13 protein-coding genes are annotated in these 16,002 nt (G+C 63.0%); 4 read left to right on the top strand and 9 right to left on the bottom strand.

The window, feature by feature from the left end:
• Nucleotides 1-60 precede the first annotated feature (60 nt).
• Genes A477_RS0119985 through A477_RS0119995 form a run of 3 tightly spaced genes read right to left on the bottom strand, consistent with a single transcriptional unit; the run spans nt 61 to nt 1,933 of the window.
• Nucleotides 61-1,017 carry an NAD-dependent protein deacetylase gene (locus A477_RS0119985; protein WP_017200629.1) on the bottom strand — a complete coding sequence of 319 codons (957 nt, stop codon included), beginning with the start codon at nt 1,015-1,017 and terminating at the stop codon, nt 61-63.
• Nucleotides 1,014-1,517 carry a peroxiredoxin gene (locus A477_RS0119990; RefSeq protein ID WP_017200630.1) on the bottom strand — a complete coding sequence of 168 codons (504 nt, stop codon included), beginning with the start codon at nt 1,515-1,517 and terminating at the stop codon, nt 1,014-1,016. The genes A477_RS0119985 and A477_RS0119990 overlap by 4 nt, the downstream gene beginning before the upstream one ends.
• Nucleotides 1,514-1,933 carry a DUF3052 domain-containing protein gene (locus tag A477_RS0119995; protein ID WP_026005795.1) on the bottom strand — a complete coding sequence of 140 codons (420 nt, stop codon included), beginning with the start codon at nt 1,931-1,933 and terminating at the stop codon, nt 1,514-1,516. The genes A477_RS0119990 and A477_RS0119995 overlap by 4 nt, the downstream gene beginning before the upstream one ends.
• A 380-nt stretch (nt 1,934-2,313) precedes the next feature.
• Here A477_RS0119995 and aceE point away from each other — a divergent pair, with 380 nt between their 5' ends.
• Nucleotides 2,314-5,091, top strand: a complete 2,778-nt coding sequence (gene aceE / locus A477_RS0120000) for a pyruvate dehydrogenase (acetyl-transferring), homodimeric type (RefSeq protein WP_017200631.1) — start codon at nt 2,314-2,316, stop codon at nt 5,089-5,091.
• An 81-nt stretch (nt 5,092-5,172) separates the two neighbouring features.
• Here aceE and A477_RS0120005 read toward each other — a convergent pair whose 3' ends face one another.
• On the bottom strand, nt 5,173-5,364 hold the full coding sequence (locus tag A477_RS0120005) for a YegP family protein (protein ID WP_044569301.1): 192 nt from the start codon (nt 5,362-5,364) through the stop codon (nt 5,173-5,175).
• A gap of 159 nt (nt 5,365-5,523) precedes the next feature.
• On the opposite strand from A477_RS0120005, the gene nboR reads away from it, so the two are divergent.
• Nucleotides 5,524-6,162 (top strand): nicotine blue oxidoreductase, encoded by a 639-nt coding sequence (gene nboR, locus A477_RS0120010; protein WP_017200633.1) that lies wholly within the window; start codon nt 5,524-5,526, stop codon nt 6,160-6,162.
• 49 nt (nt 6,163-6,211) lie between these two features.
• Entirely contained in the window at nt 6,212-6,679 is a 468-nt protein-coding gene (locus tag A477_RS0120015; RefSeq protein ID WP_017200634.1) for a GNAT family N-acetyltransferase, read from the top strand.
• A 62-nt stretch (nt 6,680-6,741) separates the two neighbouring features.
• On the opposite strand, the gene A477_RS0120020 is transcribed toward A477_RS0120015, so the two are convergent.
• The 5 genes from A477_RS0120020 to A477_RS0120040 form a co-directional block, all read right to left on the bottom strand.
• Entirely contained in the window at nt 6,742-9,579 is a 2,838-nt protein-coding gene (locus A477_RS0120020) for a molybdopterin-dependent oxidoreductase (protein WP_017200635.1), read from the bottom strand.
• Nucleotides 9,569-10,507, bottom strand: a complete 939-nt coding sequence (locus tag A477_RS0120025) for an FAD binding domain-containing protein (protein WP_017200636.1) — start codon at nt 10,505-10,507, stop codon at nt 9,569-9,571. Before A477_RS0120025 ends, A477_RS0120020 begins: the two co-directional genes overlap by 11 nt.
• Nucleotides 10,498-11,745 (bottom strand): XdhC family protein, encoded by a 1,248-nt coding sequence (locus tag A477_RS0120030; protein ID WP_017200637.1) that lies wholly within the window; start codon nt 11,743-11,745, stop codon nt 10,498-10,500. The genes A477_RS0120025 and A477_RS0120030 overlap by 10 nt, the downstream gene beginning before the upstream one ends.
• 338 nt (nt 11,746-12,083) lie before the next feature.
• Nucleotides 12,084-13,664 (bottom strand): NCS2 family permease, encoded by a 1,581-nt coding sequence (locus A477_RS0120035; protein WP_017200638.1) that lies wholly within the window; start codon nt 13,662-13,664, stop codon nt 12,084-12,086.
• 6 nt (nt 13,665-13,670) lie between these two features.
• On the bottom strand, nt 13,671-14,165 hold the full coding sequence (locus A477_RS0120040) for a nucleoside deaminase (protein ID WP_017200639.1): 495 nt from the start codon (nt 14,163-14,165) through the stop codon (nt 13,671-13,673).
• 426 nt (nt 14,166-14,591) lie between these two features.
• Between A477_RS0120040 and A477_RS0120045 the strand changes: the two genes are divergently transcribed.
• Nucleotides 14,592-15,944: an 8-oxoguanine deaminase gene (locus A477_RS0120045; RefSeq protein ID WP_017200640.1), complete on the top strand. Its 1,353-nt coding sequence runs from the start codon at nt 14,592-14,594 to the stop codon at nt 15,942-15,944.
• Nucleotides 15,945-16,002: the final 58 nt, after the last annotated feature.

Genomic DNA, 16,002 nt, shown 5'->3' on the forward strand with positions numbered 1-16,002 from the left:
CTGCTTCCACGCTTTGTAACTTCCTCGGCGCTTCAACCAACGAACAATGACTCTACATGATCAACCGCCTGAAACACCAATCGGCGGAAAAGCCTCCGGAAGATCCGGCAAAGTGCGTGCAAGATAGTCCAAAGCACCGCTGACTCCGAGCTCCAGTTTCAGCTCTGCGAACTCATCCCCCCGGGTAGTTCCCCGGTTGATGATGACCACCGGCTTCCCCGCTTTTGCTGAGTGGCGCACGAACCGCAGTCCGCTCTGAACCGTCAACGACGATCCCGCAACCAAGAGGGCATCCGCGTTATCCACCATCTCGTAGGCGCGGGCCACCCTATCCTTGGGGACATTCTCGCCGAAGTAGACAAAGTCCGGCTTCAACGTCCCACCACAAACGGGACAAACCGCCATCACGAACGAGGTGATGAGCTGGTGGTCCTCTACTGTTGCATCAGCGTCCGGAGCCATCTCTACCACTCCGGACTCCAGCGCCGCCTCCAAGAAACCAGGATTGATTTCTTCAAGGATCGCCGCAATCAAGCGCCTGGTGAAGGTGTGTCCATTGCTGAGGCAAACTACTTGGTCGAAGCGGCCGTGCAGGTCCACCACATTGATGCTTCCGGCGTCCTCATGGAGCCTGTCAACATTTTGTGTAATAAGGCCGGACAAAAGGCCACGACGTTCCAGAACCGCGATTGCCACATGGCCGGCGTTTGGATCGGCATGCCTGAGGTGGGACCAACCGATGTGGTTCCGCGCCCAGTAGCGCCGCCGGTTTGCCTCACTTCCCACGAATTCCTGGTAGGTCATGGGGTTGCGGGGCGAAGAACCCGGCCCACGGTAATCAGGAATCCCTGAATCGGTACTCAACCCGGCGCCGGTGAGTACAGCCAAGCGCTTCCCGCTGATGAGATCAACGGCAACCTCGAGTGCTTGCAACTCCTCGGGGTCCAGTTGCGCTGCCGGCGCGGATGGCATGCTGGCAAATCCAGTCATGCCAATTCCGGGCCTGGGATGGTTCATGACTGCTGAACCGCCAATGACGACAACGCCCGGCGATACTCGGCAAAGTCCCTTGCTTGGCCCCGGGGATTGACAACGACGTAACGGATAATGCCTGCAGCATCGATGATGAACGTCCCCCTTAAGGCCATTCCACTCGCTTCATCAAAGACTCCGTAGTTCCGTGCCACGGCTCCATGGGGCCAGAAGTCCGCCAAGAGGTCAAAGCCAAAGTTCTCCTGCTCGGCATAGGCCCGCTGTACGAACTTACTGTCGACGGACACCGCCAGTACCGTGGCATTCGAATCCTTGAAGGCGGCGATGTTGTCGCGAATCTCACAGAGTTCGCCGGTACAAATGCCGGAAAAAGCAAAGGGAAAGAACACGACAACAACGTTGCGGCCCCGATAGTCCGCCAAACGGACGGGCTCGCCGTACTGATTCAGCAGTTCAAAATCCGGTGCAAGCTGCCCCGCTTCAGGAACGAGCACCTGGGCCGGGGCTTGTTGGACTGCCGTCACTTGTTCTTCTTGGGCACCAAACGCGTGGCGCTCCAGTCCTTCGAAACCCCTGCCGATGTGGTCAGGTGTAGTCCTGAAGTGGGGGCGGCATCCTGGATGTCCGCAGGAGAAACGTAGTTGTCACGGCCTGACTTAGGGGTCAGTACCCAGACAACCCCGCCTTCCTTCAGGTTGGTAAGCGAATCCATGAGGGCATCAACAAGGTCACCGTCGCCATCCCGCCACCAGAAAACAACAGCATCCACGACGTCATGATCATCTTCATCCAACAACTCGGAGCCTGTGACATCTTCGATGTCGTCACGCAAGTCGAAATCGACGTCGTCGTCGTAGCCGCGTTCCTGAATCAGATCCCCATCTTTGAAACCCATTCTTTCCGCCACATTTACCGATGTGGCGGCGTCGGCCTCGCTCACGTTTCCTCCTTTTGCAGTGACTTCCATTACTAACAGCCAACACCCTTTGGGCGTGTGCTTCAAGCTATTGTCCCAGCCAGCGGCCATATTCCGCATTCCACACGGTGTTTCGACGCCAGGAGGATTGCGTGCTTTGCGTCACGGAGGCCGCGGGAGTGTGACATACAACGCCCCCGGGTGCCCACAGCTACGCATCGCGACGCCGCGAAAGCTAGAGTGGCCATGAGCGCTACGGCTGCAGGGCGACCGCCCCGACAAGTTCCATACGCAGCCAAGCGCTCACAAGACCTGCCCGGCGCATCCGACCGGGCTGTTGAAACAGAGATGTCGCACACGACGCGTTCACGACGGGCAGTTACCCTGCCGGACTTGAGGCGCCGATGCATGCGCCTAAAGGAAGGTTGGACGTGGCTGCAGGAGAAGAGACCTCACACATCCTCAGCGGGTTGACTGCCCAGCTGCCTGATCGTGATCCGGAAGAGACCGCGGAGTGGATTGAGTCCCTTGATGCGTTGATCGCGGAGCAGGGTACCGAGCGTGCCCAGTACATTATGCGTTCGTTGTTGCAGCGTGCCGGTGCCAGGTCGGTGGGTGTGCCGATGGTGACGACCACTGATTATGTGAACACGATCCCGGTGGACCAGGAGGCCCGGTTCCCGGGGAACGAGGAGTTCGAGCGCCGGTACCGGGCGTACATGCGGTGGAACGCCGCGGTGATGGTTCACCGTGCGCAGCGTTCCGATATCGGTGTCGGCGGGCATATTTCCACCTATGCCGGTGCTGCGACGTTGTATGAGGTGGGTTTCAACCACTTCTTCCGCGGCAAGGACCACCCCTCGGGTGGGGATCAGGTGTTCTTCCAGGGCCATGCCTCGCCGGGCATGTACGCCAGGGCGTTCATGGAAGGCCGCCTCACGGAAGAGGATCTGGACGGGTTCCGTCAGGAAAAGTCCAAGGCCGGTCATGCCCTGTCTTCGTACCCGCACCCGCGTCTGATGCCGGATTTCTGGGAGTTCCCGACCGTGTCGATGGGTATCGGCCCGATGAACGCGATCTACCAGGCCCAGTCCAACCGGTACCTGCAGAACCGTGGCATCAAGGACACCTCCGACCAGCAGGTCTGGGCGTTCCTGGGCGACGGGGAAATGGACGAGCCCGAGTCCCGTGGCTTGCTCCAGCTCGCCGCGAACGAGAACCTGGACAACCTGAACTTCGTGATCAACTGCAACCTCCAGCGCCTGGACGGACCGGTCCGCGGTAACGGCAAGATCATGCAGGAGCTCGAGGCGTTCTTCCGCGGTGCGGGCTGGAACGTGATCAAGGTCGTCTGGGGCCGTGAGTGGGACTCCCTCCTGGAAGCGGATAAGGACGGGGCGTTGGTGAAGATCATGAACGAAACCCCCGATGGTGACTACCAGACCTACAAGGCCGAGTCCGGCGGGTTCGTCCGGGAACACTTCTTCGGCAAGTCCCCGCAGACCAAGGACATGGTCGCGGACCTGGACGACGAACAGATCTGGGGCCTCAAACGCGGCGGCCACGACTACCGCAAGGTCTACGCCGCGTACAAGGCAGCGACCGAGTTCAAGGGCAAACCCACCGTGATCCTGGCCAAAACGGTCAAGGGCTACGGCCTGGGCCCGCACTTCGAAGGCCGCAACGCCACCCACCAGATGAAGAAACTGACCATGGAAGACCTCAAAGCCTTCCGTGACCACCTCCGCATCCCCATCAGCGATGACCAACTCGACGCCGACCTCTACCGGCCCCCGTACTACCACCCCGGCATGGACGCCCCGGAAATCAAATACATGATGGAACGCCGTGCCGAGCTCGGCGGGTTCGTGCCCGAACGACGCCGCACCCACACCCCCGTGACCCTCCCGGAGCCCAAATCCTACGAAGTGGCCAAACGCGGGTCCGGGAAACAACAAGCCGCCACCACCATGGCCTTCGTCCGGCTCCTCAAAGACCTCATGCGCGACAAAAACTTCGGCGCCCGGTTCGTGCCCGTCGTCCCCGACGAATCCCGGACCTTCGGCATGGACGCGTTCTTCCCGACCGCGAAAATCTACAACCCCAAAGGCCAGAACTACCTCTCCGTGGACCGCGACCTCGTCCTGGCCTACAAAGAATCACCCGCAGGCCAACTGATCCACCCCGGCATCAACGAAGCCGGCGCCGTCGCAGCGTTCACCGCCGCCGGCACCGCGTACGCCACCCACGGCGAACCACTGGTCCCGATCTACGTGTTCTACTCCATGTTCGGCTTCCAACGCACCGGCGACTCCTTCTGGGCCGCCGCGGACCAAATGACCCGCGGCTTCATCATCGGCGCCACCGCAGGACGAACCACCCTCACCGGCGAAGGACTCCAACACGCCGACGGGCACTCCCCCCTCCTGGCCTCCACCAACCCCGCCGTGAAAACCTACGACCCCGCCTACGGCTACGAAATCGGCCACATCATCCGCCACGGCCTCGAAGAAATGTACGGCGACAACAGTGACGACAAAAACGTGATGTACTACCTCACCGTCTACAACGAACCCATCACCCAACCCGCCGAACCCGAAAACCTCGACATCAACGGGCTCCTCAAAGGCATCTACCACCTCGCCGAAGCCCCCGCAGGACAGAACAACCGCCCCACCGCGAACATCCTCGCCTCCGGCGTCTCCGTCCCCTGGGCCCTCGAAGCCCAACGGATCCTCGCCGAAGACTGGGGAGTCGCCGCCAACGTCTTCTCCGTAACCTCCTGGAACGAACTCAGACGCGACGGACTCGCCGCCGAAGAACACGCCTTCCTCAACCCCGGCCAACCCGCCCGCACCCCGTTCATCACCGAACAACTCGCCGGCACCACCGGACCGGTCATCGCCGTGTCCGACTACATGAAAGCCGTCCCCGACCAAATCCGCCAATTCATCCCCAACGACTTCGCCTCCCTCGGAGCAGACGGCTTCGGCTTCTCCGACACCCGCCAAGCCGCACGCCGCTACTTCAAAAACGACACCCACTCCATCGTCGCCAAAACCCTCCAACTCCTGGCGGCGAGGGGTGAAGTGGAGGAGGGCGCGCCGTCGTACGCCATTGACCGCTACAAACTGCTGGACGTCAACGCGGGCACCACTGGCGGAGCAGGCGGCGACGCCTAACAACCCGCACGACAAATTGGCGGCAGCGTTCGTGGAGAACGCTGCCGCCATTGTCGTTTTGCGGGTTTCGTTGAACCGGGCCTAGGTGCCCAGGTTCCTTCTATCGACCACGAAGCCGGTTGCCGCGTTCTCGCGAACGGCGTTGATACCTGCCACTACCGCCTTCAGGTTCGGGAACTGTGGCGACACTGCCACAACGGTTCCATCCTCCGCGGTGAGCCGGAACCGGAATGAGTTGGTTCCTGCTTTGAGAATTTCAAAACTGCCAGCCATTTTCCCCTGTTCTTTCACGCGTCATTGCGTATCCGAGCTGACTTCATAACCCTCATCGACCATATCGGCCATTTCAGACCGCCAAAAGCCCTACTGATCGGTAATTTACAACCGATATTGGTAGATCTCTTGGAAAGAACCCAAGGAGCTAGAGACCGCATGCAGCCCCGCGCGTATCGTGAGGATATGACTGACACCGGCACGGCCCCCACCACGGGCGTGCTCCTCGCTGCAGGCGCCGGAACGCGGCTGGGTCGCGGCCCCAAGGCGCTGCTCCCCTTCCGGGGCAGGACACTGGTGGAGGTACTCGCCGACACACTGTTCGACGGCGGGTGCCGCGAGGTTGTGGTGGTGCTCGGCGCTGAGGCCGACCATGTCCGGCGAAGCACGGATTTGGGTTCGTACGTGGTGGTTGAGAACGAGAATTGGGCCAAGGGGATGGCCGGCTCCTTCCGCGCCGGCATTGACGCGGCCACGGCAGGCAACAGCATCATGGTGGCGTTGGTGGACCAGCCCGGATTAACCCCGACGGCGGTGAGCAGGTTGCTGGGCAGCCACCGTCCCGGCAGGGTCACCGCAGCCGCCTACCCGGACGAGTCCGGCCACCTGAAGCGTCGGCACCCGGTGATTTTCGACGTCGGACTCCGCTCCGAAGCGGCGGCAGCCGCTAATGGCGACACGGGGGCGCGTTCGTTCCTGAAGGCGCATCCGGGACTCGTCGACTTGGTGGACTGCAGCGACCTGTGCTCCGGCGAGGACCTGGACACGAAGGACCAGCTGCATCTGTTGGACGGGTAGCGGCGGGTAGCGGCGGGCTGGACAGGTAGCGGCGGGTAAATTTAGGGACATGATCCGCATCGCAATTGATGATCCCGCACGACCGGATGTCCACCAGCTCCTCAGCGAGCACCTGGCCGATATGTTCGCCACGTCTCCTGCGGAAAGCGTTCATGCACTGGACCACTCGGCGTTGAAGCACGAGTCGGTTACGTTCTGGACAGCCCGCGAGGACGGCACCCTGCTGGGGTGCGGAGCGCTGAAGGTGCTGTCACCCGGGCATGCAGAGATCAAGTCAATGCGCACGACGTCCATCGCCCGCGGACGCGGAGTGGCCACCCAAATGCTGGAACACATCGTGGCCGAAGCTGCCCGCTTGGGTTACGGGCGCGTGAGCCTGGAAACGGGAACCGAGGACTACTTCGCCCCAGCCCGTCGTCTGTATGCCCGGCACGGATTCACGGAGTGCCCGCCCTTCGGGGATTACACCCTGGACCCGGACAGCGTGTTCATGGAGCTCGCCGTCTCCCCCAAGTAAGGAGCAGTTGTGGTCGTTTTGAACGCTCAGAACGACCTCAACTGCGACTCAGCTGGGTTGGGTTAGACGGGTGCAGTGGTGCGGTCGCGGAGCGCCAAGTAGATCTTGTCCCGCGCGATGGGCAGCTCGCCGAAGCGGATCCCGGTGGCGTTCCGGATCGCGTTGGCCAAGGCGGGAGCCACTGGATTGAACGGACTCTCGCTCATGGACTTGGCGCCGAGAGGGCCTGTGGAGTCGTTGGTGGTGGCGAAATAGACCTCGCTCCGGGGCACGTCCGCAAACGACGGAATGTGGTACTGCCGCAGGATGTCCGTGGTGACCCGTCCGGCGTCGTCCACTTTCACTTCCTCGTAAAGCACCGCACCCAGGGCCTGCGCAATGCCGCCCTCGATCTGGCCACGACACTGCCGCGGATTCACCACCACACCGGCGTCGGCTGCCTGGACACTCTGCAGGATCCGCAGCTCACCGGTTCCCGTATTAACAGCAACCCGGAAGCCGTGAACGTTGAACGCCACCGAGCGCGGCGTCCCTCCCCAGTTGCCATCCGTGGCGAGCCGAACGCCCTGCAACCGGGCGGCGTCGACGATTTCCGTCAGCGGTACCGTGCGATCTCCGCATTCAACGGCGCCGTCCACCAAGCGGCAATCAGTCAGGGCGGCTCCGGTCAGTGATGCCGCGACCGTCTGAATTCGGGTGGCGAGTTCCAGCGCCGCACCCAATGTCGCCTTTCCGGCCACCACGGTTCCGGCCGAACCGAACGCGCCGGTGTCATGCTCCACGAGGTCGGTATCGGACTGCCGCACCGTCACTTTGGACGCCGTCGTAGCCAAGGCCGTGGCAGCCAGTTGGGCATGGACGGTTGTGGTGCCGTTCCCGAATTCCGCAGTACCGACGTCGACGGCGAACCTACCGTTCGCTTCCAAGCTCACCCGGGTGTGGGCGAAGTGGCCGCGGGGCGGGACGGTGTCGATCATGGAGAGGGCTGAACCTTCCCCGACCACCCAGTCCGGCCCGAGGTCATCCAGACCGGCCGCCCGGTAGCGTTCCTTGCCGCGGTCCAGAGCGTCCCGCACCAAGGAAACGCACTGGTCCAGGCCATAGCTTCCGTAGTGGACGTCTTCCTCGGGCTCCGGTGTTGTGGAGAGCATGTGATCGCCTGGCCGGACCATGTTCTTGAGCCGGAACTCGAGCGGATCCATGCCAATGCCGATGGCGAGTTCGTCAATGGCCGACTCGATTGCGAAGATCATCTGGCTCAACCCATAACCCCGGAAAGCACCCGCGGGGACGGTGTTGGTGTACACGGCGTGGGCATCCACTTTCTTGTTCACGCACTTGTAGACCGCCAAAGACTCTCCACAGCCGTGGAACATGACGCCGGGAGCATGGTTTCCGTAGGCGCCGGTGTTGGTGAGGACGTTCAACTGCAGCGCAGTGAGCGACCCATCGCGGCTGGCGCCGGCCTTGAGGTGGATGGTGAAGGGGTGCCGGGTGGTGGTCGCCGTGAACTGCTCGGTACGGGTGAATTCCAGCTGCACGGGCCTCCGCAGTGCAAGGGCTGCGAGGGCCACCAGGTCTTCAGTGAGGACTTCCTGCTTTCCGCCGAAGCCACCGCCCACCCGTCCGGCCACTACCCGGATACTCTCAGGTGCCAGGTTGAACACCCGGCTCAGCGTCCGCTTCACCAGGAATGGCACCTGGGTGGAGGAACGGATCATCAAGCGGCCGTCGTTATCCAACCAGGCGATGGACGCGTGGGTTTCCATCGCCACGTGCTGCACACGCTGCGTCTGGTACGTGTGCTCGTGAATGAAGTCGGCGGCCGCAAAGCCGTCGGCCACGCTGCCCAGTTCGGCATGGACCTCGGCCACCACATTCTGGAGCGGGCGGGAGATCCGCGAGAAAACGCCATCCTTTTCCCCATGAATCGCCGGGGCTCCGGGGAGGATGGCCTCCTGTGGAGTGAACACCGGCTCCAGGAGTTCGTACTGCACCGCCAGTGCCCGGGCCCCGGCCTCGGCAGCGCCCACGGATTCGGCTACGACAGCGGCAACCCGTTGCCCAATGAACCGCACCACGTTGTCCAGAACGCGCGAGTCGTCCGGGTCGTCGGTGTAATTTTCGTGTTGGGCACTGGAAAACAGCAGCTGCGGTGCGTCTTCGTGGGTGAAAACCGCGACGACGCCAGGAACAGCCAAAGCCGGAGCCTTGTCGATGGACACGATCCGGGCATGCGGATACGGCGAACGCAGGAGCTTCATGTGCAGCAGCCCTGGGAGTTGTTCAGCCGGAACATCCAAGGCATAGCGGGCGGTTCCTGTCACCACGGCTTGACCGGCGGGTGCGGGAACGTTGTCCCCGAGCTGGCCGGGCGTGGCTGGGACAGCGGCGGGAGGCTGCGCCCCCGGCACCGAATGTGCTCCCGAAACGTCAGCTCCGGCGTCGTGCTGATGTTCGCCAGCGTGATCGCCGCTGTGACCGCAGACCGCGTCCGCGATGGAGCGGTAGCCGGTGCAGCGGCAAAGGTTTCCCTTGAGGTTGCGGGGCAGGTTGGCGCGTTGCTCGTCGTCGAACGTCGCGGCCGTCATCATCATGCCCGCAGTGCAGAAACCGCATTGGAAGCCCTGGGCTTCAAGGAACTGCTCCTGCACAGGGTGTAGTTCACCATCCTTGGACAGGCCCTCGATGGTGGTGACCGTTTTGCCTTCGGCGCGGACTGCCGGGTAGATGCAGCTGTGGACGGGGGTGCCATCGACGTGCACGGTGCAGGCACCGCAGTCGCCGCCATCGCAGCCCTTCTTCACGCCGAAGTTGCCCTCCTCGCGAAGGAAAGTGCGGAGGCATTGACCTGGGCGGGGTGTGGCCTGTGAGGCAGCACCGTTGATCTCAATTGCCATTGCGGGCCTCCTTCTGCTGGGTGCTTGGTACGGCTGGCTGGGTGGACGGCTGGGGCGAGGTGTTGTGCGGCGGCCAGAAATCGCCGGAAACGGTCATCGATTCGCCCAGCAGCTCGGCCCGGATTTCCTCGGCCAGCTTGAAGGTCATGTCGCGCCGCCATGCAGGCAGCCCGTGGATGTCGTCGTGGTACAGCGGCCACGGTATGGAATCGCCGACGGCGTCAGCCAGCGTCCCGGCGTCAGGAACCTGCCCGGCGGGGAACCTCAGTTGCACCGGCCTTTTGGTGGACGCTGTCACCGTGATGACCAAACCGCCGTCGGGGTCGAGCCGCCCGATCAGCAGCACGCCCGAGCGGCCCAGGTTGCTGAGCGACAAGCGCCGGAAGGCAACCCTTGCGGAGAGTGCGCTGGCGGGCAGGTGGATGCTGCGGAGCAACTCCCCCGGCGCCAGGACCGTCTGCATATCGCCGGTGACGACGTCGGCCACCGGAACCTTGCGGCAGGTGCCGTCCGGGCTGAGGATGGTGGCTTCGCCGTCAAGTCCCGCGCACAGTGAAGTCATGGGTCCTGCCGGAAGGCCGGTGCAAATGTTGCCGCCCACCGTGGACATGTTCCAGATCTTGAACGAGGCCACGAACGAGTCGCAGCACGGGCGGATCAGCGCCAATCCGGGCCATTCACGGTTTGCTGTTTCCGCCGACCGCGGCAGGGCGTAGAGCTCGGCGACGGTGCAGGTGGCGGCAAGTTCGATGCCTTCGTCTGAGATGGAGATGGCGGGCCACTCTGCGTTGCCGAGGTCGAGGAGCCGTTTGAGGACGGTGCTGCCGTAGGAGAAAAGGACAGTGCCTCCGGCGAGCCAGGCATCGCCGTCGCGCCATTGCGCCGGGTCCGTGGTGGGGACCACAGCCTCGATGGTGTTCATGTCCATGGGTCCTCCTGAGTGAGGTGTTGAGGTGATGTGTGAGTTGGTGCCGGGTGGATCGGGCCAGTGCTGTCCTTGAGCGACGGGAACCCGGGTGCCTTGGAAGTCTTCTGGCCAGCACCACGCTCAGCGATGATTTCTGCCGTGATGGAAACCGCCACTTCGGCAGGGGTCACGGCGCCGAGGTTCAACCCGATGGGTGAATGCAGCCGTTCCAGGGACTCCGGTGGAGTGCCTGCCTCGAGCAAGGCGTCGATCCGTTGGCGGTGGCTGCGACGGGAACCCATCGCACCGACGTACGCCAGGTTCAACCGGAGGGCTCCCTCAAGCAAGGGGATGTCGAACTTGGGGTCGTGAGTCAGGACGCACACCACAGTGCGGGAATCGATGCGACCCGCCGCTGCCTCGGCTTCCAGGTAACGATGCGGCCACTCGGTGACCACGTGGTCTGCGCCTGCGAAGCGGCTTTGCGTCGCGAAAGCTGGCCGGGCGTCGCACAGCGCGACGTTGTAGCCGAGGAGTTGCCCGGCCGGGAGCAGGGCAGCTCCGAAGTCGTTGGCACCGAAGATCAGCATCCGGGCTGCCGGCAACCGGCTTTCCACGAACAAGGTGATGGGCTCGGGCTGCGTTTCCTCTTGTGGGGGCAAAGCCAGCCTCTCAGTGGTGACCCAGCCATCGATGCAACCCTCGGGCGGGGCCAAGCGGACCAAGCCGGCGCGGCCACCTTGGAGCAGGGGTTCAACCTGGGCGGCGGCGGCGAAAAGTGTGGAGGGGTGGTCACCCAGCAGCTTGGCCAGTTCCTCGGATTCCATGGCCCGGAACCGCACGGGATCATGGACCACCATGACTCCGCCGTGGGCATCGAGGCGGCGGATCAGGGCTGCAGGACGCTGGGTTTCAGCAAAAACAGAAAGTTCAGGTGATCCGGCCCGGAGCGGCTGGATGTGGACTTCCAGTTCCCCTCCACAGGTTAGTCCGACGGCGAACGCATCCTCGGAACTGTAGCCAAAGGATTCAAGGCGAGGGCCGCCGTCGCGCATTGCTTCCAGGGCCGCCTCCACCACGGCGCCTTCCACGCAACCTCCGGACAAGCTGCCCAGGATTTCACCGTTTTCGGAGACCATCATGGAGGTCCCCATAGGCCGCGGCACCGAGCCGCCGGTCCCTACGATCGTGGCCACAGCACACAGTTGGCCGGAGACCGCAGGCCGCCAGCTGCCCAGTGAAGGCATCAGATCCAGCATGGCAACACATCCTTATTCCAGGTGTCCCGGCCAGATGGCCCGGTCGGAGCAGTGCGCGATCTTGCCTCATATTCTCATTTCCAGAGGGTGTTGAGGGGTAGTCGCGGTTAATCAGTAAAAGTGGGAGTTCATAGGAACGGGGGCAAGGGCTTCATCTCCCTGCCCCCGTTCCCTGACGGAGCGTCGGTGCCCGTCCCTGAATCATCAGGGCCGCCGCCCGCCGTCGTGCCTGTTACAGAGGGACGACGACGGCGGACGCCTATTCGTGCGGTGGGTACCGGCGGACCGCCGATCGGAGTGCCGGAAGGTGTACCCGCCGGCGCGGGTGCGGCTCCGGGCTAGACGCCCATCAGTGCGTTGATCGGGCCGCGGGCGAAGTAGATGATGAAGCCTGCCGTGACCACCCACATGAGCGGGTGGACCTTCTTGGCTTTGCCCGACGCCGCGCTGATCACCGCGAAGGAGATGAAGCCGACGCCGATGCCGTTGGCGATGGAGTACGTCAGCGGCATGGTCACGATGGTCAGGAACGCCGGGAGCGCGATGGAGAACTTGGTGAACTTGATCTCGCGGATCTGCGCCATCATCATCGCACCCACTACCACCAGGGCTGCTGCTGCTACTTCCAGCGGGACCACCGAGGTGAGCGGCGTGAAGAACATGGAGCCCAGGAACAGCAGGCCGGTGACCACAGAGGCCAAGCCGGTCCGCGCGCCTTCGCCGATGCCCGCCGCCGAGTCGATGTACACGGTGTTGGACGAACCGGACGTGGCACCGCCCACCACTGCACCCATGCCTTCAACAATGAAGGCTGACTTCAGTTTGGGGAACGTGCCGTCTTTGTGTGCCACGCCTGCACTCTTGGCCAGGCCCGTCATGGTGCCCATGGCGTCAAAGAAGTTGGTGAACACCAGGGTGAAGACCAACATCGTCGCAGCCAATCCGCCGATTCTGGCAAAGGAGCCGAAGAGATCGAACTGGCCAACGAGGCTGAGGTCCGGGACGGACACCAGCTGGCTCGACAGGATGGGCACGTTGAGGTGCCAGCCGCCCGGGTTGTCAGCGCTGCCCGGGCCGATGTGGAACACGGCCTCGGCAACAGCGGCGAGGATGGTGGTGGCGACGATGCCGATCAGCAAGCCGCCCTGGATTTTGCGTGCCACGAGGATGCCCATGGTCAGCAGTCCAATAATAAAGACGAGGGTGGGGATGGACGTGATGGAGCCGTTGTCGCCGAGCTGGACCGGTGGGCCGCCCGTGGTTGCTCGAACGAACCCGGAATCCACGAAGCCGATGAAGGCGATGAAGAGGCCAATGCCAACGGTGATGGCGGCCTTGAGTTCCTTCGGGACTGCCTTGAAGATCGCCGTCCGGGCGCCGGTAGCACCGAAGAGAACGATCAGGATGCCGTTGATGACCACCAGGCCCATGGCTTCTGGCCACGTGACTTCCTGGATGACCGCGACGGCGAGGAACGAGTTGATGCCCAAACCGGCTGCGAGGCCGAAGGGCAGGTTGGCGACGAGACCGAAAATGATGGTCATGACGCCGGCGGTCAGTCCGGTGACGGCGCCAACCTGCGCAGCTGAGAGCCAGCCGCCGGCGACGTCGGTAGGAGCGTTTTCCGCCGAGAAGCCACCCAGGATGAGCGGATTCAGGATGACGATGTACGCCATGGTGAAGAAGGTGACCAAGCCGCCGCGGAATTCGCGGGCCAGCGTTGAGCCACGCTTCGAGATCTGGAAGAACTTGTCCAGGAAGGAATTCGACACCGGGGGCTTCTTGTTTCCATCTGCCAGGCCGGTTGCCGTGTGCTTTGCCGCTGTGGGCTCTGCGCCGTCTCCTTGGGGAAAGAGCGCAGCCTGCTTCTCAGCCGCTGTCTGCATTTCTGCGTTATCCAGGATATTCATGTCAGCCACCGGGCCCTAGTAATCAATCCTGGAATCAAGCGTGTTCCATGTGTTGAACGGCTGGAGGGCCGCCGGAGCCTGGGGGTCGCCCAGTTCCAGCTTGGCTACCGGCATCAGCGCGTCCCGGTTGTCGTTCTCGAAGTACTCGTAGAAGACAGCGTCGTCGAAGCCGACGGATGCGGCGTCGTGACGGTCTGCGGCAAAGAACACGCGGTCAACGCGTGCCCAGAGTGCGGAGGCCAAGCACATGGGGCATGGCTCGCAACTGGTGTAGAGGGTTGCTCCGCTGAGATCGAAGGTTCCGAGTTCGCGGCAGGCGTTACGGATGGCCGTGACTTCTGCGTGTGCGGTGGGATCGTTCGTGGCGGTAACGCGGTTGACGCCTTCGAAGGCTCGTCCGTCCGCGGTGACAATGACGGCGCCGAAGGGGCCCCCACTGTTGAGGACATTGGCTGTTGCCAGCTCAATGGATGTGGCCAGGAATTGCTCGGCCGTGACGGTTGTACTCATGTTGCGACTTCCTTAGTGCTGAGGAAGCCAGGTGACCTGTTTGGGGGCGCTACAGAGAGGAGCTCCAGTTAGCTTGGTTACCAGGCTTCAGCATGTGCGATGAAGGTTAAGTTGCGCCTGGTAGATAGCTTCCCGAGGTCCGGGTGCCCGCCTTTGGCAGTTAGAGCGTAGCACCGGGCTTGTGAGCCGCGCCATAGTTTTTTGAAAATTTAATTTCGTGATGCGAAATTACTTAGTGCTCTGGGCTGGTGCCGGGCTCGTACCCGAATGTGACCGCAAGCACCATCCCGCAGGCGTTGACTGCCGCCGTCGAGCATTCTACGCTTTTCGGACTGGCCCGCATTCTGACGGCCCAGTAACCTGGATCAGCAGACAGGGCCTAACTGAGCTGGAACGCGTACACGCCGACCAGACAAGGAACCCGCCATGTCACACTCCCCCACCCGGCTTTGGATCAAGAACCCCCTGGGTATCTTCACTGCAAACGACCTCGATGCCGGCGGCGGCCTGGTGGTTTCTGATGGAAAAATCGTGGAGTTGGTGCCTTCGGGAGGACAGCCGTCTGTTGATTCCGTTTTTGACGCGTCCGGGCACGTCATTCTTCCCGGGCTCATCAACACGCACCACCACTTCTACCAAACCCTCACCCGCGCATGGGGCCCCGTGGCCAACGCGCCGTTGTTCCCGTGGCTGCAAAACCTGTACCCGGTGTGGGCTCGGCTGACCCCGCGCAGCCTGGAGCTCGCAGTGCAGGTTGCGCTTGCCGAGTTGCTGCTCTCCGGCTGCACCACTGCCGCCGACCACCACTATCTTTTCCCCGAAGGCATGGAAGACGCCATCGACATCGAAGTAGCCGCAGTTCGCGCCATGGGGATGCGCGCCACGTTGACCCGTGGATCCATGACTTTGGGAGAGGACGACGGCGGGCTGCCGCCCAGGACCACGGTCCAGTCGCCTGAAGCGATCCTTGCGGACAGCGAACGGCTGATTCGCCAGTACCACGAGACCGGCGATGGGGCTGTTGTGCAGATCGCGCTTGCCCCGTGCTCGCCCTTCTCGGTGACCAAGGAGATCATGGCCGAATCTGCTGCGATGGCCGAACGCTTCGATGTCCGGCTGCACACGCACCTTGCCGAGACCATTGACGAGGAAGATTTCTGCCGCTCCATGTTCGGGCTGCGGACCGTGGACTACTTGGAATCCGTGGGCTGGTTGGGATCCCGCACCTGGCTTGGGCACGGCATCCATTTCAACGACGACGAGATCGCCAGGCTGGGAGCCGCGGGCACCGCCGTCGCGCATTGTCCCACTTCCAACATGCGCCTCGCCTCCGGGACTGCGCGGGTCTTGGAACTTGAATCGGCGGGCGTGCCCGTGGGGCTGGGGGTGGATGGGTCGGCGTCGAACGATGCTTCCAACATGATCCTCGAAGCTCGGCAAGCCCTGTATCTGCAGCGGCTCCGCTACGGCGCTTCCGTTCCCGTGGAGCGGGCGCTGGGGTGGGCCACTCGTGGATCCGCTGCCGTTCTGGGGCGCTCCGACATTGGGCAGCTGGCTCCCGGATTTCAGGCGGACTTGGCCCTGTTCAAGCCCGACGAGCTGCGGTTCTCCGGAAGCCATGATCCCGTGGCCGCGTTGTTGCTTTGCGGGGCCGACCGTGCCGACCGCGTGATGGTGGGCGGTGCTTGGCGAGTTGTGGATGGTGCGATTCCCGGGCTGGACGTGGCCGGGCTCATCGCTGAGCACTCGGCCGCGGCGCGGAAGTTGGTTGCGGGGTAGGTTCTGGCTCTCCTGGGCCGCCCGCCTCGATGGTTACCTGCGCATTAGACGGCAGGAG

It is taken from the genome of Arthrobacter sp. M2012083, assembly GCF_000281065.1.
Lineage (GTDB): Bacteria > Actinomycetota > Actinomycetes > Actinomycetales > Micrococcaceae > Arthrobacter.